Genomic DNA, 20,018 nt, shown 5'->3' with positions numbered 1-20,018 from the left:
CCAGCGACAATAATGTGTCCCAACGAAGCGATATCGCGCTAAATGCTAAAAATTACTTTTCCTAATTAAGGGGTTAATCAATGTTTACCAGTCAAGAAGGCAAGAAAGTTCCTCAGGTTACTTTCCACACCCGTCAGGGCGACCAATGGATTGATGTGACCACTGATGACCTATTCAAAAACAAAACCGTCATTGTTTTCTCGCTGCCGGGCGCGTTCACGCCGACCTGTTCTTCGAGCCACCTGCCGCGCTACAACGAACTGTCCAGCGTATTCAAGCAGCACGGCGTCGACAGCATTCTTTGCGTCTCCGTGAACGACACCTTCGTGATGAACGCCTGGAAAGCCGACCAACATGCGGAAAACATCACCTTCGTGCCGGACGGCAACGGTGAATTCACCAAAGGCATGAACATGCTGGTCGAGAAAGCGGACCTGGGCTTTGGCCCTCGTTCATGGCGCTACTCGATGCTGGTGCGCAACGGCGTGGTCGAGAAAATGTTCGTCGAGCCGAACAAGCCGGGCGACCCGTTTGAAGTGTCCGACGCCGACACCATGCTGAAATACCTGGCGCCGGAATTCAAAGTGCAGGAATCGGTCTCCCTGTTCACCAAACCGGGTTGCCCATTCTGCGCCAAAGCCAAACAGATGCTGCAAGAGCGCGGCATTCAGTATGAAGAGATCGTCCTGGGCAAAGACGCCACCACCGTTAGCCTGCGCGCCGTCAGCGGCCGCGCCACGGTGCCGCAGGTGTTCATCGGCGGCCGTCACATTGGCGGCAGCGACGATCTGGAAACTTTCCTGTCAGCTTAATAAGTAATAACAAAGCCAACGTGAACTTTGGCGGGCTACGGCCCGCCCTTTTTTTACCTTTCAGGAGCGGATATGAAACTGTTGAACGTTGATGTTGCGGTCATCGGCGGCGGCACCGCAGGGCTCGGCGCCTATCGCGCGGCCAAACTGTCTACCCCCAGCGTGGTGATGATTGAAGGCGGGCCTTACGGCACCACCTGTGCGCGCGTTGGCTGCATGCCATCCAAATTATTGATCGCCGCCGCCGAAGCGGTGCATCAAATCGAACGCGCGCCGGGCTTTGGCGTGCACCCAGCCGGTAAAACCCGCATCGACGGACGCGAGGTGATGGCGCGCGTCAAACGCGAACGCGATCGTTTCGTCGGCTTCGTGCTGGAAGGCGTGGACGAGATCCCGGCCGCCGACAAAATTCAGGGCTATGCCCGCTTTATCGACGACAACACGCTGCAGGTCGATGACCATACGCGCATCGTGGCGCAACGCATCGTGATCGCCACCGGCTCTCGCCCCAGCTGGCCAGCGCTGTGGAACGAACTGGGCGATCGCCTGATCGTCAACGACGATCTGTTCAACTGGGATGACTTGCCGCAGTCCGTGGCGGTATTCGGCCCCGGCGTCATTGGGCTGGAGCTGGGGCAAGCGCTGCACCGCCTCGGCGTCGACACCAAGGTCTTCGGCATCGGCGGCGCCGTCGGGCCGCTGACCGACAGCGCCGTGCGCGATTACGCCGCCAAAACGCTGGGGGAAGAGTTCTACCTCGACGCCGACGTGAAAGTGGAGATGATGCAGCGCGAAGGCGACCGCGTATTTATCCGCTATCAGGATCTGCAAGGCCAGTCGCAGGAGATCCTGGTGGACTACGTGCTGGCCGCCACCGGCCGCCGCCCCAACGTCGATCGGCTGGGTCTCGAAAACACCGACCTGCAGCTCGACGCTCGAGGCGTGCCGCTGGCCGACCGCCTGACGATGCAAACCAGCGTGCCGCATATCTTTATCGCCGGCGACGCCAGCAACCAGCTGCCGCTGTTGCACGAGGCCAGCGATCAGGCGCGCATCGCCGGCGCCAACGCCGGCAGCTTCCCGGAGATCAATCCAGGTCTGCGCCGCAGCGCGATTTCGGTGGTGTTCTCCGATCCGCAGATCGCCATGGTCGGCTCAACTTTCCGCGAGCTGAGCGAGAAGTTCAGCGCCTGCGGCTGCTTTGAAGTGGGCAAAGTCTCGTTTGAGAATCAGGGCCGCTCGCGGGTGATGCTGCGCAATAAGGGCATTTTGCACGTCTACGGCGAGCAAGGCACCGGCCGTTTCCTCGGCGCGGAAATGATCGGCCCCGACGCCGAACACATTGCGCACCTGTTAGCCTGGGCGCACCAACAGCAGATGACCGTCGATCAGATGCTGGACATGCCGTTCTATCATCCGGTGATCGAAGAAGGCTTGCGCACTGCGCTGCGCGACCTGCAGGCGAAGCTCAAACTCGGCACGGCCGAAATCGAGCGCTGCCAGCGCTGTCCGGGTGAGTAACCTCTTATTCTCCGTTTATATCCACCGGGCCTTCAGGCTCGGTTTTTTTGCGCAGCACTTTCCACAATTTCCTCCCTCCGCTTGCCTCACGGCCCGCCCGCGCTCATTTTTTTATGCTTTGGCATTGAAGTGATACCAATAACGATACTAAAATGGAGGCAGCATGAACGAGATCAGGGATGACATCGCTGATTTGCAACAGCGGCAGAACAGCATCAAATTCGCCGAGTTAGCGAAAGTCTGCGTGCGATGGTTTGGGCCGCCGCGCATAAACGGTAGCAGCCATCACGTTTATCGCATGCCCTGGCCAGGCGATCCGCGCATCAATATCCAACGCGGCAACAACGGCGCGGCCAAGGCATATCAGGTTAAGCAGGTCATCGCCGCACTGGCCAGAATGGAGGAAGAACATGGAAAAGCATGAACACTATACCTATCGCATCACCTGGTCAGCGGAAGATCGTGAATATGTCGGGCTGTGCGCCGAATTCCCCTCGCTGTCCTGGCTGGCCGCCACGCGTACCGGCGCACTGGAGGGTATCGAAAAAGTCGTGAGCGAAACGATCGCCGACATGCTGGCGCAAGGTGAAACGCCGCCGCAGGCGCTGGCGGAAAAGAACTTCAGCGGAAAACTGGTGTTACGCATGACGCCGGAACAGCATCGCCGGCTGGCGATCGGCGCGATGGAGGAAGGCGTGAGCCTGAACCGTTATCTGTGCGCACGCCTGGCGGGGTAGAGGTGCAAGGGCGGCACCAGGCCGCCCTTATCGTCCTCAAGCTAAACGCTGTTTCGCTGCGGCGATTGCCGCGGCCACCTGCTGCGGCGCGACGCCGCCTTTGGCCGCACGTTTGTCCAGGCAAGATTGCAACGCCAGGATCGGATAGACGTCGTCGCCAATCGTCGCGCTAAACTGCTGCAAATCCGCCAGCGGCAGCGCTTCCAGCGGTTTGCCCTGGCGAATCGCCTCTACCACCGCCTCACCGACGATATGGTGCGCTTCGCGGAACGGCACGCCCTTGGCGACCAGGTAATCCGCCAGTTCGGTGGCGTTGGCATAGCCCTGCTCCGCCGCTTCCTGACAGCGCGGGCGCTTCACCTGAATGCCGTCCAGCACCAGCGCCGCCATCTGCAGGCAGTCCATCCAGGTGTCGAGCGCGTCGAACAGCCCTTCTTTGTCTTCCTGCATGTCTTTGTTGTACGCCAGCGGCAGGCCTTTCAGCGTCATCATCATGCCGGTCAGCGCGCCCTGTACGCGGCCGCACTTGCCGCGGATCAGCTCCAGCGCGTCCGGGTTTTTCTTCTGCGGCATCAGCGAAGAGCCGGAGGTCACGCGGTCAGACAGCTCGACAAACGCCGCTTCGCCGCTGTTGAAGAAGATCAGATCTTCGGCGAAGCGCGACAGGTGCACCATGCTGATGGCGGCGTTGGACAGCAACTCCAGCACGTGATCGCGATCGGATACGCTGTCCAGGCTGTTGCGGGTCGCCGAGGCGAAGCCCAGCCAGCCGGCCAGTTGCTCGCGATCGATAGGATACGCAGTGCCGGCCAGCGCGCCGCTGCCCAGCGGGCTGACGTCCAGCCGTTTCAGGGTATCCTGCAGTCGGCTCTCATCGCGCTCCAGCATCTCGACATAGGCCAGGCACCAGTGCGCGAAAGTCACCGGCTGCGCGCGTTGCAGGTGGGTATACCCCGGCATCACCGCATCCTGATTGGCTTCGGCGGTCTCCACCAGCGCCTGCTGCAGCTGGACGATCGCCTGATGCAGATCGCCGATCTGCTGTTTGCACCACAGCTTCAGATCGGTCGCGACCTGATCGTTGCGGCTGCGGCCAGTGTGCAGCTTCTTGCCCAAATCGCCGACCTTCTCGATCAGCTTCTGCTCCACCCAGCTGTGGATGTCTTCGGCATCGCTTTGGACTATCGCCAAAGGATCGGCCTGGACTTCCGTCAGTAGTGCATTCAGCGCCTGCTCCAGCAGCTGTTGCTCCGTTGCCGTCAACACGTTAACGGTCACCAGCGCCTTCGACCAGGCCACCGAGCCCACGATATCCTGCTCCGCCAGGCGATAATCGAACCGCAGCGAATCATTGAGTTGCTTGAACCGCTGATCCGCCGCCTGAGTGAACCGTCCGCCCCAAAGTGCCATACCTTTACTCCTGAATTTTTATGCGAAAGGGCGCAGCATGCTGCGCCCTTGCAGAGTCACGCCAATCGGTTATTTATTCTTTTTCTCGTTCAACGCGCGGATGCGTGAAGACAGAGAGAACAGGCGGATAAAGCCGCCCGCGTGGCTGTGATCGTAAACTTCGTCTTCGCCGAAGGTGGCGAACTCTTCGGAGTACAGGCTGTTGGCGGATTTCTTCTGAGTCGCCGTCACCTGACCTTTGTACAGCTGCAGCACGACTTCGCCGTTCACCTCTTCAGCCAATGCTTCGGCAGAGGCCTGCAGCGAGCGGCGCAGCGGCGCGAACCAACGGCCGTCGTACACCACATAGGACATCTCCAGGCCCAGCTGCTCGCGCCATTTGAAGCTGTCGCGATCCAGCACCAGCTGCTCGATGGCGCGCAGCGCCGCCACCATGATGGTGCCCCCTGGGGTCTCATAGCAGCCGCGGGATTTGATGCCCACCAGACGGTTTTCCACGATGTCGATCCGGCCGACGCCGTGCTTGGCGCCCAGCGCGTTCAGGGTTTCCAGGCACTGGTACGGCGACAGCGCTTTCCCGTTAACCGCCACGACGCGGCCTTTCTCAACGGTGACGGTCACCTGCTCAGGCTGATCCGGCGCTTCCTGCGGATCGACGGTCCATACCCAACAATCTTTGTTCGGCGCATTCCACGGGCTTTCCAGCACGCCGCCTTCGGTGGAGATGTGCCAGGCGTTCTCATCGCGGCTATAGATTTTTTCCAGCGACGCGGTGGTCGGGATGTTGCGCTCTTTCAGGTAATCCAGCAGCGCTTCACGGGAACGCAGGTTCCACTCGCGCCACGGCGCCACCACTTTCAGCTGCGGCGCCAGCGCGGTGTAGGTGGTCTCGAAACGCACCTGGTCGTTGCCTTTGCCGGTCGCGCCGTGGCACAGCGCATCGGCGCCCACTTTCAACGCCAGCTCGACCTGCGCCTTGGCGATGATCGGCCGCGCCATCGAGGTACCCAGCAGGTAGCTGCCCTCGTACAGGGCGCCGGTCTGCAGCACCGGATAAACGTAATCGCGGATAAATTCTTCACGCAGATCGACCACGTGACATTCAGAGGCACCGGACTGCAGGGCTTTTTGCTCCACGCCTTCCAGATCGCTGCGCTCCTGGCCGATGTCCGCCACGAACGCCACCACTTCACAGCCGCCGTAGTTCTCTTTCAGCCATGGAATGATGGCCGAGGTATCCAGGCCGCCGGAGTACGCCAGAACGATTTTTTTGATGCCTTGGTTTTGCATGATCTATTCCTTTCTAATTCTAAAATTAAGCGAGGATCCGGGTGCCAATCGACACGCCGTTAAACAAAGCAGGAAGCTGATCGGCATGGCGCCAGCTGGCGATATCCACCGGGCGGCCGAGGGTGCGGGCGGCGTCGAGCGCCGCATTCACCTTCACCACCATACCATCGGTGATGATGCCTTGCGCGATCAGTTGTTCCGCTTTTTGCGCCGTCATTTCCGCAATGCGTTGCCCCTTGCCGTCGAGGATGCCGCTGACGTCCGACAGCAGGATCAGGTCCGCCCCCAGCGTCGCCGCCAGCGCCGTCGCCGCCTGATCGGCGTTCACGTTCATTAACTGCCCTTCGGCGGTGATGCCGATGGAGCTGATAACCGGCAGGTAGCCGGCGCCCAGCAGGGTATTGAGCAGCGCGGGCGAACCGGGCTGCGCGTTGCCGACGTGGCCCAATGCCGGATCGAGCGGGGTCACGACCGCGCTGCCGCCGTCCGCCAGGCTCAGGCCGACGGCGTTGATTTGATGTTTAATCGCCCACGCCAGCAGCGTTTTGTTGGCGGTGCCGGCCAGCGCGCCGGTGATGATGTCGATCTGATCGGCCGGCGTGACCCGCAGGCCGTTCTTTTTCACCACCGGCAAAGCGAGCTGCTTCATCAGTTCGTCCACCACGCAGCCGCCGCCGTGCACGATCACCAGCGGACGCTGATGCTGCTGGCGGTAGCTGTCCAGCGCGGTAAACAGACGCTCCAGCGCTTCTTCACTGTCTAATAACACGCCACCTAACTTGATAATTAACGGGTTCATTGCTGTTTACTCACGCTGGTTTAAAGGAGTGACTGGGTTTCCGGGAAGCCGAAACGGATATTCAGGCATTGCACCGCCTGCGCCGCCGCGCCTTTCAGCAGGTTGTCTTCCACCGCGACGGCGATCAGATGCTCGCCCTGCACCGCAAAACCGATATCGCAGAACGGCAACCCCACCACCGCTTTCAGCGCCGGCACGCCCTGGTCGTACAACCGCACCAGCGGCTTGTCGTCATAGGCGGCATGATAGGCGGCCGCGACGTCCTGCGCGGTCACGCCGGCCTTCAGGCGGCAGGTGATGGTTTCAAGGATGCCGCGCGGGAAGTTGCCCAGGTGCGGCGTAAAGATAACCGGCACGCCCAGGTGCGCGGCGATCTCCGGCTGGTGCCGGTGAGTGAAAATACCGTACGGCTGCAGGCTCACTTCGCAGAAGCTGGTGGTCATGCTGGCCTTGCGCCCGGCGCCGCTAACGCCGCTGGTGGCGTTGATCACCGGCCACTGGTCGAGGTTCAGCAGCTGTTTTTCGATTAACGGTTTCAGCGCCAGCTGCGCCGCCGTCGGGTAACAGCCCGGCACGGCAATCAGCTGCGCCTGTTTGATCTTGTCGCTCTGCCACTCCGCCAGGCCGTACACCGCCTGCTCCAGCAGGGCGCCATGCTGATGCTCGAAACCGTAGTACTGGCTATAAAAACCGGCGTCCTGCACGCGAAAGGCGCCGGACAGATCGAACACCACGCAGCCCGCCGCCAGGAAGGCCGGTGCGATATCGTGGCTGACTTCATGGGCGGTGGCGAGGAACACCACGTCGATGCCCTGCGCCGCCTTGGCAACGTCGGTCAACGGTTGCAGCGGCAGATCGACGATGCCTTTCAACTGGGGATGGAGATCGGAAAGCAACTTTCCTGCATCTGCACTTTGCGCTGAAACCGCTAAAGCGGTTATGTTCATGTGTGGGTGGCGATTCAGGTAAGCCGTGAGCTCCGCTCCGGCGTAACCGCTGGCACCAACGATCAGCGTATTCAACATGTGGCCTTTCACCTTCTAAACTGACGTGCGGTCGCTTGCGACCCAGGTAACAGGGCTAGCCAGCGTTGTTGCGCCGTTCACCCACGGAGCCAGGCGTTGATGCTTTTATAAACATCCGGGTATCGGGTTCCCTTACGCGTCGGCTTACTGTATTTTTATTCAAAATAAATGCATGAATATTGATACTATCCTAACCAAAGGCTGTCAACAGTGAAGATGAAATTACCTCCATTTATTGAGCTGTACCGGGCGTTGATCGCCACTCCGTCAATCAGCGCCACCGATGCCGGCCTCGATCAGAGCAATGAGGCGTTAATCAACTTGCTGGCCGGATGGTTTGCCGACCTGGGCTTTCGCGTCGACGTACAGCCGGTGCCGGAGTCGCGCCACAAATTCAACCTGCTGGCCAGCATCGGCGAAGGCAGCGGCGGCCTGCTGCTGGCCGGCCACACCGATACGGTGCCTTACGACGAAGGCCGCTGGACGCGCGATCCCTTCACCCTGACCGAGCACGACAACAAGCTCTACGGGCTAGGCACCGCCGACATGAAAGGCTTCTTCGCCTTTATTCTGGATGCGGTGCGCGATATCGACGCGAGCAAATTGACCAAGCCGCTGTACATTTTAGCCACCGCAGATGAAGAAACGACGATGGCCGGCGCGCGTTACTTCGCCGCCTCTACCGCCATTCGTCCAGATTTCGCCATCATCGGTGAGCCGACCTCGCTGCAGCCGGTGCGCGCGCACAAGGGCCACATGGCCAACGCCATTCGCATCGTCGGCCAGTCCGGCCACTCCAGCGATCCGGCACGCGGCGTCAACGCCATCGATCTGATGCACGAATCCATCGGCCGCCTGATGGAGCTGCGCAAAACCCTGCAGGAGCGCTACAACAACCCGGCGTTCGCCGTGCCTTATCCCACCATGAACTTCGGCCATATCAGCGGCGGCGACGCGGCCAACCGCATCTGCGCCTGCTGCGAGCTGCACCTGGATATCCGCCCGCTGCCCGGCATGACGCTCGACAACATCAACGAACTGATGCATCAGGCATTGGAGCCGGTGAGCCAACGCTGGCCGGGCCGCCTGACCATCGAAGAGCTGCACGCGTCGGTGCCGGGCTACGAATGCCCGACCGACCACCGCATGGTGGCGGTGATCGAGGAACTGCTGGGCACCCGCACGCAGGTGGTCAACTACTGCACCGAAGCGCCGTTCGTGCAGCAGGTTTGCCCGACGTTGGTGCTCGGCCCCGGTTCCATCGATCAGGCCCACCAGCCGGACGAATACATCGACACCGCGTTTATCGAACCGACGCGCAAACTGCTGGGCCAGCTGGTCAATCACTTTTGCCGGCAATAAACCCGACATTTAACAGGGGAAATGTTTTATGCTTTCCCCCAACTCAAAATAAGTAGAAAACGGCGAAATAAGCCGTGCTGATAACCGACGCGCCGTAATTAAATTTCAGAAAATGCGCCGATTTTGATGTTTTTTTGCTAAAAATAGTGTCAATTGACGATTGGACAGGAACGCGATGTGATCAGGCAGGCGGTCTGCGCCTGACGCGTGAAATTTATTTACAAGATAAAAATCATACAGAACTGGGTCAGGGGTTATATGAACGAACAATATTCGGCAATGCGCAGTAATGTCAGTATGCTCGGCAAATTGCTCGGCGATACCATCAAAGAAGCGCTGGGCGAGCATATTCTCGATCGCGTTGAGACCATCCGTAAGCTTTCCAAATCCTCACGCGCCGGCAACGAAGCGCATCGCCAGGAGCTGCTCTCCACCCTGCAGAACCTGTCCAACGACGAGCTGCTGCCGGTGGCGCGCGCCTTCAGCCAGTTCCTCAACCTGACCAACGTCGCCGAGCAGTACCACAGCATTTCGCCCAACGGCGAGGCCGCCAGCAACCCGGAAGCGCTGGCGCAGCTGTTCAGTCGCCTCAAAGACAAAAAGCTCAGCGACAAAGAGCTGCAGCACGCGGTGTCGCAACTCTCCATCGAGCTGGTGCTGACGGCGCACCCGACGGAGATCACCCGCCGCACCCTGATCCACAAACTGGTAGAGGTCAATACCTGCCTCAGCCAGCTCGATCACAACGATCTGGCCGACTACGAGCGCAACAAGATCATGCGCCGCCTGCGTCAGCTGGTAGCCCAGTCGTGGCACACCGATGAAATTCGCAAACACCGCCCTTCTCCGATCGACGAAGCCAAATGGGGTTTTGCCGTCGTGGAAAACAGCCTGTGGGAAGGCGTGCCGGCGTTCCTGCGCGAATTCAACGAACAGCTGGAAAACTCCATCGATTACAGCCTGCCGGTAGAAGCGGTGCCGGTGCGCTTCACTTCCTGGATGGGCGGCGACCGCGACGGCAACCCGAACGTGACCGCCGAAATTACCCGCCATGTGCTGCTGCTCAGCCGCTGGAAAGCCTGCGACCTGTTTACCCGCGATATTCAGGTACTGGTCTCCGAGCTGTCGATGACCGAGTGCACCCCGGAGCTGCGCGCCCGCGCCGGCGGTGACGAAGTGCAGGAACCGTACCGCGAAATCATGAAGCAGCTGCGCAGCCAGCTGATGAGCTCCCAGGCCTATCTGGAAGGTCGCCTGAAGGGCGAGCGCGTGCTGAAACCGCACGACCTGCTGGTGAACAACGAGCAGCTGTGGGAGCCGCTGTATGCCTGCTACCAGTCGCTGCAGGCCTGCGGCATGGGCATCATCGCCAATGGTCAACTGCTGGATACCCTGCGCCGCGTGCGCTGCTTCGGCGTGCCGCTGGTGCGTATCGACGTGCGCCAGGAAAGCACCCGCCATACCGAAGCCATCGCCGAGCTGACCCGCTATCTGGGGCTGGGCGATTATGAAAGCTGGTCGGAAGCCGATAAGCAGGCGTTCCTGATCCGCGAACTGAACTCCAAACGCCCGCTGGTGCCGCTGAAATGGCAACCGAGCGCCGATACGCAGGAAGTGCTGGAAACCTGCCGGGTGATCGCCGAAGCGCCGCAGGGTTCGATCGCCGCCTACGTGATTTCGATGGCGCGCACGCCTTCCGACGTGTTGGCGGTGCACCTGCTGCTGAAGGAGGCCGGCTGCCCGTTCGCGCTGCCGGTCGCCCCGCTGTTCGAAACCCTCGACGACCTGAACAACGCCGACGACGTGATGACCCAGTTGCTGAACATCGACTGGTATCGCGGCTTCATCCAGGGCAAACAGATGGTGATGATCGGCTATTCCGACTCGGCGAAAGACGCCGGCGTGATGGCCGCTTCCTGGGCGCAGTACCGCGCGCAGGACGCGCTGATCAAAACCTGTGAAAAGGCCGGCGTAGCGCTGACGCTGTTCCACGGCCGCGGCGGCTCCATCGGCCGCGGCGGCGCACCGGCGCATGCGGCGCTGCTGTCTCAGCCGCCGGGCAGCTTGAAGGGCGGCCTGCGCGTCACCGAACAGGGCGAGATGATCCGCTTCAAGTTCGGCCTGCCGGAAGTCACCATCAGCAGCCTGGCGCTGTATGCAGGCGCGATCCTCGAGGCCAACCTGCTGCCGCCGCCGGAGCCGAAGAAAGAATGGCGTGCATTGATGGACGACTTGTCCGAGACCTCCTGCCGGATGTATCGCGGCTACGTGCGTGAAAACCCGGACTTCGTGCCTTACTTCCGCGCGGCCACGCCGGAGCTGGAGCTGGGTAAACTGCCGCTGGGCTCACGCCCGGCCAAGCGCAAGCCGAACGGCGGCGTAGAGAGCCTGCGCGCCATTCCGTGGATCTTCGCCTGGACGCAGAACCGCCTGATGCTGCCGGCCTGGCTCGGCGCCGGCGCCGGATTGCAGGAAGCGGTGAAAGCCGGCAAACAGGCGGAGCTGGAAGCGATGTGTCGCGACTGGCCGTTCTTCTCCACCCGTATCGCCATGCTGGAAATGGTGTTCGCCAAAGCCGACCTGTGGCTGGCGGAATACTACGATCAGCGCCTGGTGGATAAAGCACTGTGGCCGCTGGGTCAACAGCTGCGCGATCAGCTGGAAAGCGACATCAAGGTGGTGCTGACCATCGCCAACGATGCGCACCTGATGGAAGACCTGCCGTGGATCGCTGAATCCATCGCGCTGCGCAACGTTTACACCGACCCGCTGAACGTCTTGCAGGCTGAACTGCTGCACCGTTCTCGTCAGCAGGAGCAACCGGACGCCCGCGTCGAGCAGGCGCTGATGGTCACCATCGCCGGCGTCGCCGCCGGGATGCGCAACACCGGCTAGTGAGCCTCATCGCGGCCCCGTTTATCGGGGCCGTTTTTTTATGCCTTTCCCCCACAAAAAAAGGGCGCCGCGGTAAAGCGACGCCCTTTTTCAATGGAACAAGCCTGTCAGGCGGCGACCACCGGGCGCACGCCCAGCGTGTGGCAGATCGCGTAGCTCATCTCTGCACGGTTCAGCGTATAGAAGTGGAAATCTTTCACCCCTTCGCGGCTCAGGATCTTCACCATGTCCATGGCGATGTTGGCGCCGACCATTTTGCGGGTCTCCGCATCGTCGTCCAGCCCTTCGAACATGCTGGTCATCCAGCTTGGCACCCGCACGTTGGTCATGGTGGCAAAGCGCTGTAGCTGCTTGAAGTTGGACACCGGCAGAATGCCCGGCACGATTTCCACATCGATACCGGCGGCAACGCAGCGGTCGCGAAAGCGCAGATAGCTCTCAACGTCGAAGAAGAACTGGGTAATTGCGCGACTGGCGCCGGCATCGATCTTGCGTTTCAGGTTAATCAAATCGGCCTGGGCGCTTTTCGCCTCCGGGTGCACTTCCGGGTAGGCGGCGACGGAAATGTCGAAGTCACCCACGTCTTTCAGCAACGCCACCAGATCGGTCGCGTACATGTCCGGCTTGCCGCCGCCCGGCGGCAGATCGCCGCGCAGCGCCACGATGTGACGAATGCCGCTGTTCCAGTAATCGGTCGCGATGTCGCGCAGCTGCGCCAGGCTGGCGTCGATGCAGGTCAGGTGCGGCGCCGCCTCCAGGCCGGTGCGCTCCTTGATCCCCTTGATGATGCTGTGGGTGCGATCGCGCTCGCCGGAATTGGCGCCGTAGGTGACGGAAACGAATTTAGGTTTGAGGATGCTCAGACGATCGATCGACTGCCACAGGGTCTCTTCCATCTCGCTGGTGCGTGGCGGGAAGAACTCGAATGATACGTTAATCTGGCCGTTCAACTCCGCCAGACTCTGATTCAGCGCTTCCCGCTGGTTTGCGTGGAAAAAACTCATACCCTGCTCACCTCTTTATCGATCACTGTTTTTATTTCATCTTGATGAGCGTCTATACGTTTAGACGTCTAGATAGAAAATGCCGCATGTTGGCTAAAGAGTCAACAGGAAAATGAGGGGAATAAGATGATTAATCCTCACCCGCTCAACGAGGGAATTTCATGACAGCGGCAAAGATAAGTATGGCAGGAAAAGCAAAGGGGCGCGGTGAGCCCGCGCCCGCAGAGGATTAAAGCAGCTGCGCCAAACGGTTAAGGTCTGACTGGATAGCGCCGGCGGTCACATCGCGGCCGGCGCCCGGCCCGCGGATCACCAGCGGATTATCGCGATACCAGCGGCTTTCGATGGCGAACACGTTGTCGCACGGCAGCAGCGAGGCCAGCGGGTGCTCAGGGCGCACCGCCTCCACACCGACCCGCGCCTTGCCGTTGGCGTCGAAACGCGCCACGTGGCGCAGCACCAGGCCCATTTCGCTGGCGGCCTCAAAGCGCTGCTGCATCTGCTGATTCAGCGCCTCACCGTTCTCGAAGAACTGATCGACGGAGCCCAGCTCGCAGCCCGCCGGCACCAGCGACTCGACCCGCACCTGGTTCGGTTCGATGTCGTAGCCCGCCTCACGCGCCAGGATCACCAGCTTGCGCATCACGTCCTGGCCGGAGAGATCGACCCGCGGATCCGGTTCGGTCAGCCCCTGCTGCCAAGCCTGATCCACCAGCTCGGTGAACGGCACCGTGCCGTCATACTGCAAGAACAGCCAGGAAAGCGTGCCGGAGAAGATGCCGCTGATCGCCAAAATGCTGTCGCCGCTGTCGCGCAGATCGCGCACCGTATGGTTGACCGGCAGCCCGGCGCCGACGGTGGCGTTATACAGCCAGTGGCGGCCGGTTTTGGCGAAGGCGTCGCGTATTTGGCGATAGCTGTCGCTGCACGAGGCGCCCGCCAACTTGTTGGCGCTGATCACGTGAAAACCGTAGCTGGCGAAATCCAGATACTGCCCAGCCAGCTCTTCGCTGGCGGTCACGTCGAGCACCACCAGATCGTCGAACGGGTGCGCGCGCATCCACAGGAACAGCGATTCTTCATCCAGCTCCTGCGCTTCGTCCTCAAAGAATGCCAGCGCGCGGCTGGCGTCCAGCCCGTCATAGTTCAGCAGGCTGCGGCGGCTGTCCACCACCCCCGCCAGGATAAATTCGAAGCCGCTGCGCGCGGAGATATTGGTCTGTTCACGGGCGAACAGCTCCAGCCAGCGCGACCCGATGTTGCCCTTGCCGAACAGCACCAGACCGATGCGCTTCTCGGCGCGGAACAGGCTTTGGTGCAGCCCCTGAATCAGCAGCGCGGTCGGCCCCTGGCGCAATACCGCCACCAGGCTGATGCCATCTTCCGCCTGCCAGATAAATTCGACCGGCTGATCTTTCAGTTGCTGATAGAAACGGTGGCTGTGCAGCGGGTTCTTGCATACCCCGGCGCCGACCATCGCCACCAGCGCCAACCCTTCACGCAGATGCAGTTCACCCGGCAGCGCCGAGGCCTGCAGGATCGCCAGTGCGCTGTTGACCACCTCGGAGGTGTAGCACAGCTGCACCCGATTGCGGTCAGGATGGATGCCCACCGCCAGCGGTTTGATCTGCGCGCGTTTGAGCACCAGATCCAACTCTTTCTGCGCCAGTTTGAAGTCATGCTGAGCGGCGACGTGCAGCTCAATCAGGCACACGTCATCATGGCTGGTGACAATCTTGGCGCCGGTGCCGGACGCCAATACGCGCTCGATGCGCGTCGAGCCCTGCTCCGGCTGGTAGCTGCAGCGCAGCTGAAGATCGATATCGCTGCCGGAGACCGGCTGCAGGGTGCGGGTATGCAACACCGGTGCCGCCAGGCGTGCCAGCTCGCTGGCTTCGTCCAGACGCAGCAGCGGCAGCAGGCAGGCGTCTTTCACCTTGCGCGGATCGGCGCTGTAAACCCCGGCCACGTCGCTCCAGATGGTGACGCGCGCAGCGCCGGCCAACGCGCCGACCTGAGTGGCAGAGTAATCACTGCCATTGCGCCCCAACAGCACGGTTTCCCCGGCGTCGTTGCGCGAAATGAAGCCGGTCACCACCAGGCGCTTGCCCGGATGTTGAGCCAACAATTGCTGCAGCAGCGGATAAGAACGGCCTTCATCCACCTGCGGCTGCGCGGCGCGTTCGGCGCGCAGGAAATCACGCGCATCCAGCCAGGCCGCCTGCATATCCAGGTGGTTGAGCACCGCCGCCATCAGGCGCGCCGACCAGATCTCGCCGTGCCCGACCACTTCGGCATAGCACACCTCGTCAGCTTTACCGTCCAGCAGCACCGCCAGACGTTCCAGATCCTGAATGAACTCGGCGATCAGCGGCTCGGCGCTTTCCGGCGGCAACAGGCCGCTGATAAGATCGCTGTGATAACGACGCAACGTCTGCTGCACCTGGTGCGCAGACAGGCGATCGCTCTGGCTGAGCTTCAGCCAGTTGATCAACTGGTTGGTGGTACTGCCGGCGGCCGATACCACCATCATGTCGCCCGGCTGGCTGTATTCCGCCATAATCCCGGCCACACGCAGATAACACTTCACATCCGCCAGACTGCTGCCGCCAAACTTGTGCAGTTGACGCCCGCTCACCGGCCCTGCTACAGCAATTGCATTCATGCTTACCTCGTTGCCGCCGCCTGGAAAGCGCGTTCCAGATCGGCAATCAAATCTTCACTGTCTTCAATACCCACGGAAATGCGCAGCAGGCTCTCGGAGATGCCGGCCGCTGCCCGCGCCTCCGCCGCCATGCCGGCGTGGGTCATGGTCGCTGCATGCGAGATCAGGCTTTCTACGCCGCCCAGCGATTCTGCCAGAGTAAACAGCTCAAGGGCAGAGAGAAAACGGCGCAGCACCGCTTCATCGCCGTCCAGTTCAAAACTCAGCATCGCGCCGAAACCACGCTGCTGCCGGCGGGCGATCTCATGCCCCGGATTTTCCGGCAGGGAGGGATGATACAGCTTTTTCACCAGCGGTTGCTGCTGTAAATAACCGACAATCGCTTCGGCGTTTTGCTGCGCCGCCTTGATGCGCGGCGACAGCGTGCGCATGCCGCGCAGCAGCAGATAGCTGTCGAACGCACCGCCGGTTACACCGATATTGTTCGCCCACCAAGCCAATTCGACCGCCAGCTCGGGATCTTTGGCAATCACCGCGCCGGCCACCACGTCCGAATGCCCATTCAGGTATTTGGTGCAAGAATGGACCACCAGATCGGCACCGAGTTCGATCGGCTGTTGCAGGGCCGGGCTGAGGAAGGTGTTGTCCACCACCGTCAACGCGCCCGCCGCGTGCGCGGCGGCGCAGATCGCCGCGATATCCACCACCCGCAGCAGCGGATTGCTGGGGCTTTCAATCAGCACCAGCTTCGGCTTTTGCGCCAGCGCCTGCTGCAGGGCGGCTTCATTACCCTGATCGACGAACAGCACGCGATAGGCGCCGCGCTTGCTCAGGCTGTCGAACAACCGATAGCTGCCGCCGTAGCAGTCGTGCGGCGCCACCAGCAGATCGCCGGGCTTCAGCAGCACAGTGGTCACCAGATGGATCGCCGACATCCCGCTGCCGGTCATCACCGCGCCGGCACCGCCTTCCAGCTCCGCCAACGCACGTTGCACCACGTCGCGCGTCGGGTTGCCGCGGCGCGAGTAGTCATGGGCTCGGGGTTGGTTGAAGTCGGTAAAGTTATAGGTGCTGGACAGATGAATCGGCGGGACGACGCAGCCGTACTGTTCGTCATCGTTCAGGCCGCTGCGTACGGCAATCGTGGCTGGTTTACGCGTCATGGTCTCGCTCGGCTCTCGGTTCGGTGAATGAGGCCTAAAGAGTAATCGCAGGATTGATAGACGTCAATACATCTGGACATCTAAACTTCTTTGCGTATAGATTGAGCAATGACACAATACCCGCTAAAATTATGCCGATATGACATGACGATAAGATGTTAAGCGGCAATGCCTGACCGAAGCGGGGCATTCAGTGACCCTGGTCGCGTAAAATTGACATTTATTTAGTGAGAACAGTGAAGATCGGGCATAATTGGCCGGTTTTTAGAATTTTGTAATTTTTCTGACAAAGTTAAGGTGTCCCATGGCTGAGTGGAACGGCGAGTATGTCAGCCCTTACGCTGAACACGGTAAAAAAAGCGAGCAAGTCAAAAAGATCACGGTATCCATTCCGCTGAAGGTCCTGAAAATCCTCACCGACGAACGGACCCGTCGCCAGGTGAACAACCTGCGCCACGCCACCAACAGCGAACTGCTGTGCGAAGCGTTTCTGCATGCCTTTACCGGCCAGCCGCTGCCGAACGATGAAGACCTGCGCAAAGAGCGCAGCGATGAAATCCCGGAAGCCGCAAAAGTGTTGATGCGCGAACTGGGTGTCGATCCCGATACCTGGGAATATTGAGAACCGCCCGGCGAACGCCGGCGGCAGAAACGAAAAAAGGCGCCCAAGGCGCCTTTTTCATCGGACGATAAGAAATCTTATTTCTTAGCGCCTGGTACGCTGAAACGCTTGTTGAAGCGGTCAACGCGGCCACCGGTAGCAACGTCACGCTGCTTGCCAGTGTAGAACGGGTGGCATGCGCCACAAACGTCCAGGTTCAGATCGTGGCCCACGGTGGAGCGGATCTTCATCACGTTACCGCAAGAGCAGTTAGCAGTAACTTCTTCGTATTTTGGGTGGATACCTTGTTTCATGGGAAACCTCAGTTAAGGCCGTGTCGCTATCCAGCCCTGTTTCGCCAGACACCACACGTGGTTGATAATAGAATTTTGGTATCGAATTATACCAAAGGCGGCAAATTATACAGCATTAGCCGAGGCGCGCAATCGGAACCGTACATTTGCCGATGCGCCGTGTAAACTGATGCCCACTTTTTTTCAATTTGGATGAGATCATGCCCGTCGTACACGTTGCCTTGCCGGTCCCCCTCGCCCGCACCTTCGACTATCTGCTGCCGCCCGGCATGCAGCCGGTGGCCGGCGCGCGCGTGGGCGTGCCCTGGGGCAGGCAGCATGCGATCGGCATCGTCACCGGCTGCAGCGACACCAGCGAACTGCCGCTGGACAAGCTCAAACCGATCGACAGCGTGATAGACGCCGAGTCGCTGTTCTCCCCCAGCCTGTGGCGCATCCTGCGCTGGGCCAGCGATTACTATCACTACCCCATCGGCGAAGTGCTGTTTCACGCGCTGCCGATCCTGCTGCGGCAAGGCAAACCGGCCGAAGCCGCGCCGCTGTGGCAGTGGTTCGCCACCGAAGAGGGGCGCGCCACCCCGCCCGAAAGCCTGAAACGCGCGCCGAAACAGCAGCAGGCGCTGGCGGCGCTGCTGCAACGCCCGGTCTATCGCCATCAGGTAAGCCAGCTGGAGCTGACGGAAAGCGCCCTGCAGGCGCTGCGCGCCAAAGGACTGATCGATCTGCGCGCTCAGGTCGCGGATACGCACGACTGGCGCCCCAACTTCGCGGTGCTCGGCGAGCGGCTGCGGCTGAACACCGAACAGGCTACCGCCGTCGGGGCGATCAGAAGCGAGGATGAGCAGTTCGCCGCCTGGCTGCTGGCCGGGGTGACCGGCTCCGGCAAGACCGAGGTGTACCTCAGCGTGCTGGAAAACGTGCTGGCCAAAGGCCGACAGGCGCTGGTGCTGGTGCCGGAAATCGGCCTGACGCCGCAAACCATCGCCCGCTTTCGCGAGCGCTTCAACGCGCCGGTGGACGTGCTGCACTCCGGACTGAACGACAGCGAGCGGCTGGCGGTTTGGCTGCGCGCGCGCAGCGGCGAAGCCGCCATCGTCATCGGTACCCGTTCGGCGCTGTTCACGCCATTCCGGCAGCTGGGCGTGATCATCATCGACGAAGAGCACGACAGCTCTTATAAACAGCAGGAAGGCTGGCGCTACCACGCCCGCGATCTGGCGGTGCTCCGCGCCCGGGAAGAAGACATCCCGATGGTGATGGGCTCCGCCACGCCGGCACTGGAAACGCTGCACAACGTGCAACTGGGCAAATATCGCCAGTTGAAGCTCACCCAGCGCGCGGGCAACGCCAAACCGGCGGCGCAGCACCTGATCGATCTGAAAGGGCTGCCGCTGAAGGTCGGCCTGTCGCAACCGCTTTTGAAAAGCATGCAGCACCATTTAAAAGCCGGCAACCAGGTGATGCTGTTCCTCAACCGCCGCGGTTACGCCCCGGCGCTGCTGTGCCACGAGTGCGGTTGGATCGCCGAGTGCCAGCGCTGCGATCACTACTACACCTTCCACCAGCATCAGCGTCAGCTGCGCTGCCACCACTGCGACAGCCAGCGACCGGTGCCGCACCAGTGCCCACAGTGCGGCTCCACCCATCTGGTGTCGGTCGGCGTCGGCACCGAACAGCTGGAGCATGAGCTGGCGCCGCTGTTCCCCGACACGCCGATCACCCGCATCGATCGTGACACCACCAGCCGCAAAGGATCGCTGGAGCAACACCTGGCGGATATTCATCGCGGCGAAGCGCGCATTCTGATCGGCACACAGATGCTCGCCAAAGGCCACCATTTTCCCGACGTCACGCTGGTGGCGTTGCTGGACGTGGACGGCGCGCTGTTCTCCGCCGACTTCCGCTCCGCCGAGCGTTTCGCTCAGCTGTATACCCAGGTCTCCGGGCGTGCCGGCCGCGCGGGCAAACAGGGTGAAGTGCTGCTGCAAACCCACCATCCGGAGCACCCGCTGCTGCAGGTGCTGCTGCAACAGGGTTACGACGCCTTCGCCAAACAGACGCTGGCGGAGCGCAACAGCGTGTTTCTGCCGCCTTACACCAGCCACATCATCGTGCGCGCCGAAGATCACGACAACCAGCAGGCCCCGTTGTTCTTGCAGCAGCTGCGCAATCTGTTGGAAGCCAGCCCGCTGAAGGACGACTCGCTGTGGGTGATGGGCCCGGTGCCGGCGCTGCAGTCGAAACGCGGCGGCCGTTTCCGCTGGCAGCTGTTGCTGCAACATCCGACGCGGCGCGTCCTGCAACAGCTGATGAAAAGCTCGCTGCCGCTGATCGGCACTCTGCCGCAAACGCGCAAGGTGAAATGGACGCTGGATGTCGATCCGATCGACAGCTGATCCCGGAAAAGTCCGATTTAGCTG

At 61.1% G+C, this 20,018-nt stretch carries 16 protein-coding genes; 8 read left to right on the top strand and 8 right to left on the bottom strand.

Annotated elements, in window-relative coordinates; translation table 11 throughout:
• Positions 1–80 precede the first annotated feature (80 nt).
• The 4 genes from QMZ29_RS01810 (at position 81) to QMZ29_RS01795 (ending at position 3,070) form a co-directional block, all read left to right on the top strand.
• Positions 81–812 (top strand): glutathione peroxidase, encoded by a 732-nt coding sequence (locus QMZ29_RS01810; protein ID WP_015379403.1) that lies wholly within the window; start codon positions 81–83, stop codon positions 810–812.
• A gap of 72 nt (positions 813–884) precedes the next feature.
• Complete coding sequence (locus QMZ29_RS01805) at positions 885–2,333, top strand: dihydrolipoyl dehydrogenase (RefSeq protein WP_261427560.1); 1,449 nt, start codon at positions 885–887, stop codon at positions 2,331–2,333.
• A gap of 163 nt (positions 2,334–2,496) precedes the next feature.
• On the top strand, positions 2,497–2,757 hold the full coding sequence (locus tag QMZ29_RS01800) for a hypothetical protein (RefSeq protein WP_025304653.1): 261 nt from the start codon (positions 2,497–2,499) through the stop codon (positions 2,755–2,757).
• Positions 2,744–3,070: a type II toxin-antitoxin system HicB family antitoxin gene (locus tag QMZ29_RS01795; protein WP_019452249.1), complete on the top strand. Its 327-nt coding sequence runs from the start codon at positions 2,744–2,746 to the stop codon at positions 3,068–3,070. The genes QMZ29_RS01800 and QMZ29_RS01795 overlap by 14 nt, the downstream gene beginning before the upstream one ends.
• Positions 3,071–3,106: 36 nt before the next feature.
• Here the strand turns inward: QMZ29_RS01795 and argH are convergent, their stop codons facing one another.
• The 4 genes from argH to argC form a co-directional block, all read right to left on the bottom strand.
• A complete protein-coding gene (gene argH, locus QMZ29_RS01790) occupies positions 3,107–4,480 on the bottom strand; it encodes an argininosuccinate lyase (protein WP_261427562.1) in 1,374 nt (457 codons plus the stop codon).
• A 69-nt stretch (positions 4,481–4,549) separates the two neighbouring features.
• Entirely contained in the window at positions 4,550–5,770 is a 1,221-nt protein-coding gene (locus QMZ29_RS01785; RefSeq protein WP_004931061.1) for an argininosuccinate synthase, read from the bottom strand.
• Between the two features lie 25 nt (positions 5,771–5,795).
• Positions 5,796–6,569: an acetylglutamate kinase gene (argB, locus tag QMZ29_RS01780; protein WP_016929723.1), complete on the bottom strand. Its 774-nt coding sequence runs from the start codon at positions 6,567–6,569 to the stop codon at positions 5,796–5,798.
• Between the two features lie 20 nt (positions 6,570–6,589).
• On the bottom strand, positions 6,590–7,594 hold the full coding sequence (gene argC / locus QMZ29_RS01775) for an N-acetyl-gamma-glutamyl-phosphate reductase (protein WP_025304655.1): 1,005 nt from the start codon (positions 7,592–7,594) through the stop codon (positions 6,590–6,592).
• A 216-nt stretch (positions 7,595–7,810) separates the two neighbouring features.
• On the opposite strand from argC, the gene argE reads away from it, so the two are divergent.
• Positions 7,811–8,956: an acetylornithine deacetylase gene (argE, locus tag QMZ29_RS01770; protein ID WP_015379410.1), complete on the top strand. Its 1,146-nt coding sequence runs from the start codon at positions 7,811–7,813 to the stop codon at positions 8,954–8,956.
• Between the two features lie 258 nt (positions 8,957–9,214).
• Positions 9,215–11,851 (top strand): phosphoenolpyruvate carboxylase, encoded by a 2,637-nt coding sequence (gene ppc, locus QMZ29_RS01765; RefSeq protein ID WP_025304657.1) that lies wholly within the window; start codon positions 9,215–9,217, stop codon positions 11,849–11,851.
• A 107-nt stretch (positions 11,852–11,958) separates the two neighbouring features.
• Here the strand turns inward: ppc and metF are convergent, their stop codons facing one another.
• The 3 genes from metF to metB form a co-directional block, all read right to left on the bottom strand.
• Positions 11,959–12,855 (bottom strand): methylenetetrahydrofolate reductase, encoded by an 897-nt coding sequence (gene metF, locus QMZ29_RS01760; protein WP_261427565.1) that lies wholly within the window; start codon positions 12,853–12,855, stop codon positions 11,959–11,961.
• Between the two features lie 229 nt (positions 12,856–13,084).
• Positions 13,085–15,520: a bifunctional aspartate kinase/homoserine dehydrogenase II gene (locus QMZ29_RS01755; protein ID WP_043140969.1), complete on the bottom strand. Its 2,436-nt coding sequence runs from the start codon at positions 15,518–15,520 to the stop codon at positions 13,085–13,087.
• A gap of 2 nt (positions 15,521–15,522) precedes the next feature.
• Positions 15,523–16,683 (bottom strand): cystathionine gamma-synthase, encoded by a 1,161-nt coding sequence (metB, locus tag QMZ29_RS01750; RefSeq protein ID WP_025304659.1) that lies wholly within the window; start codon positions 16,681–16,683, stop codon positions 15,523–15,525.
• Between the two features lie 304 nt (positions 16,684–16,987).
• Between metB and metJ the strand changes: the two genes are divergently transcribed.
• Complete coding sequence (gene metJ / locus QMZ29_RS01745; protein ID WP_006317756.1) at positions 16,988–17,305, top strand: met regulon transcriptional regulator MetJ; 318 nt, start codon at positions 16,988–16,990, stop codon at positions 17,303–17,305.
• 77 nt (positions 17,306–17,382) lie between these two features.
• Here metJ and rpmE read toward each other — a convergent pair whose 3' ends face one another.
• Positions 17,383–17,598, bottom strand: a complete 216-nt coding sequence (gene rpmE / locus QMZ29_RS01740; protein WP_004931078.1) for a 50S ribosomal protein L31 — start codon at positions 17,596–17,598, stop codon at positions 17,383–17,385.
• 200 nt (positions 17,599–17,798) lie between these two features.
• Between rpmE and priA the strand changes: the two genes are divergently transcribed.
• Positions 17,799–19,994, top strand: coding sequence for a primosomal protein N' (gene priA / locus QMZ29_RS01735; RefSeq protein WP_261427567.1), 2,196 nt, complete (start codon positions 17,799–17,801; stop codon positions 19,992–19,994).
• Positions 19,995–20,018: the final 24 nt, after the last annotated feature.

The sequence above is a fragment of the Serratia sp. PF-27 genome, assembly GCF_030053255.1.
GTDB lineage: Bacteria > Pseudomonadota > Gammaproteobacteria > Enterobacterales > Enterobacteriaceae > Serratia > Serratia bockelmannii.
The sequence above is the reverse complement of the archived record's forward strand: the minus strand, read 5'-3'. Positions and strand labels throughout refer to the sequence as shown.

Coding starts and splice junctions, on each gene's coding strand:
- QMZ29_RS01810 (WP_015379403.1), top strand. CDS start 81: ATGTTTACCAGTCAAGAAGGCAAGAAAGTTCCTCAGGTTACTTTCCAC.
- QMZ29_RS01805 (WP_261427560.1), top strand. CDS start 885: ATGAAACTGTTGAACGTTGATGTTGCGGTCATCGGCGGCGGCACCGCA.
- QMZ29_RS01800 (WP_025304653.1), top strand. CDS start 2,497: ATGAACGAGATCAGGGATGACATCGCTGATTTGCAACAGCGGCAGAAC.
- QMZ29_RS01795 (WP_019452249.1), top strand. CDS start 2,744: ATGGAAAAGCATGAACACTATACCTATCGCATCACCTGGTCAGCGGAA.
- argH (WP_261427562.1), bottom strand. CDS start 4,480: ATGGCACTTTGGGGCGGACGGTTCACTCAGGCGGCGGATCAGCGGTTC.
- QMZ29_RS01785 (WP_004931061.1), bottom strand. CDS start 5,770: ATGCAAAACCAAGGCATCAAAAAAATCGTTCTGGCGTACTCCGGCGGC.
- argB (WP_016929723.1), bottom strand. CDS start 6,569: ATGAACCCGTTAATTATCAAGTTAGGTGGCGTGTTATTAGACAGTGAA.
- argC (WP_025304655.1), bottom strand. CDS start 7,594: ATGTTGAATACGCTGATCGTTGGTGCCAGCGGTTACGCCGGAGCGGAG.
- argE (WP_015379410.1), top strand. CDS start 7,811: ATGAAATTACCTCCATTTATTGAGCTGTACCGGGCGTTGATCGCCACT.
- ppc (WP_025304657.1), top strand. CDS start 9,215: ATGAACGAACAATATTCGGCAATGCGCAGTAATGTCAGTATGCTCGGC.
- metF (WP_261427565.1), bottom strand. CDS start 12,855: ATGAGTTTTTTCCACGCAAACCAGCGGGAAGCGCTGAATCAGAGTCTG.
- QMZ29_RS01755 (WP_043140969.1), bottom strand. CDS start 15,520: ATGAATGCAATTGCTGTAGCAGGGCCGGTGAGCGGGCGTCAACTGCAC.
- metB (WP_025304659.1), bottom strand. CDS start 16,683: ATGACGCGTAAACCAGCCACGATTGCCGTACGCAGCGGCCTGAACGAT.
- metJ (WP_006317756.1), top strand. CDS start 16,988: ATGGCTGAGTGGAACGGCGAGTATGTCAGCCCTTACGCTGAACACGGT.
- rpmE (WP_004931078.1), bottom strand. CDS start 17,598: ATGAAACAAGGTATCCACCCAAAATACGAAGAAGTTACTGCTAACTGC.
- priA (WP_261427567.1), top strand. CDS start 17,799: ATGCCCGTCGTACACGTTGCCTTGCCGGTCCCCCTCGCCCGCACCTTC.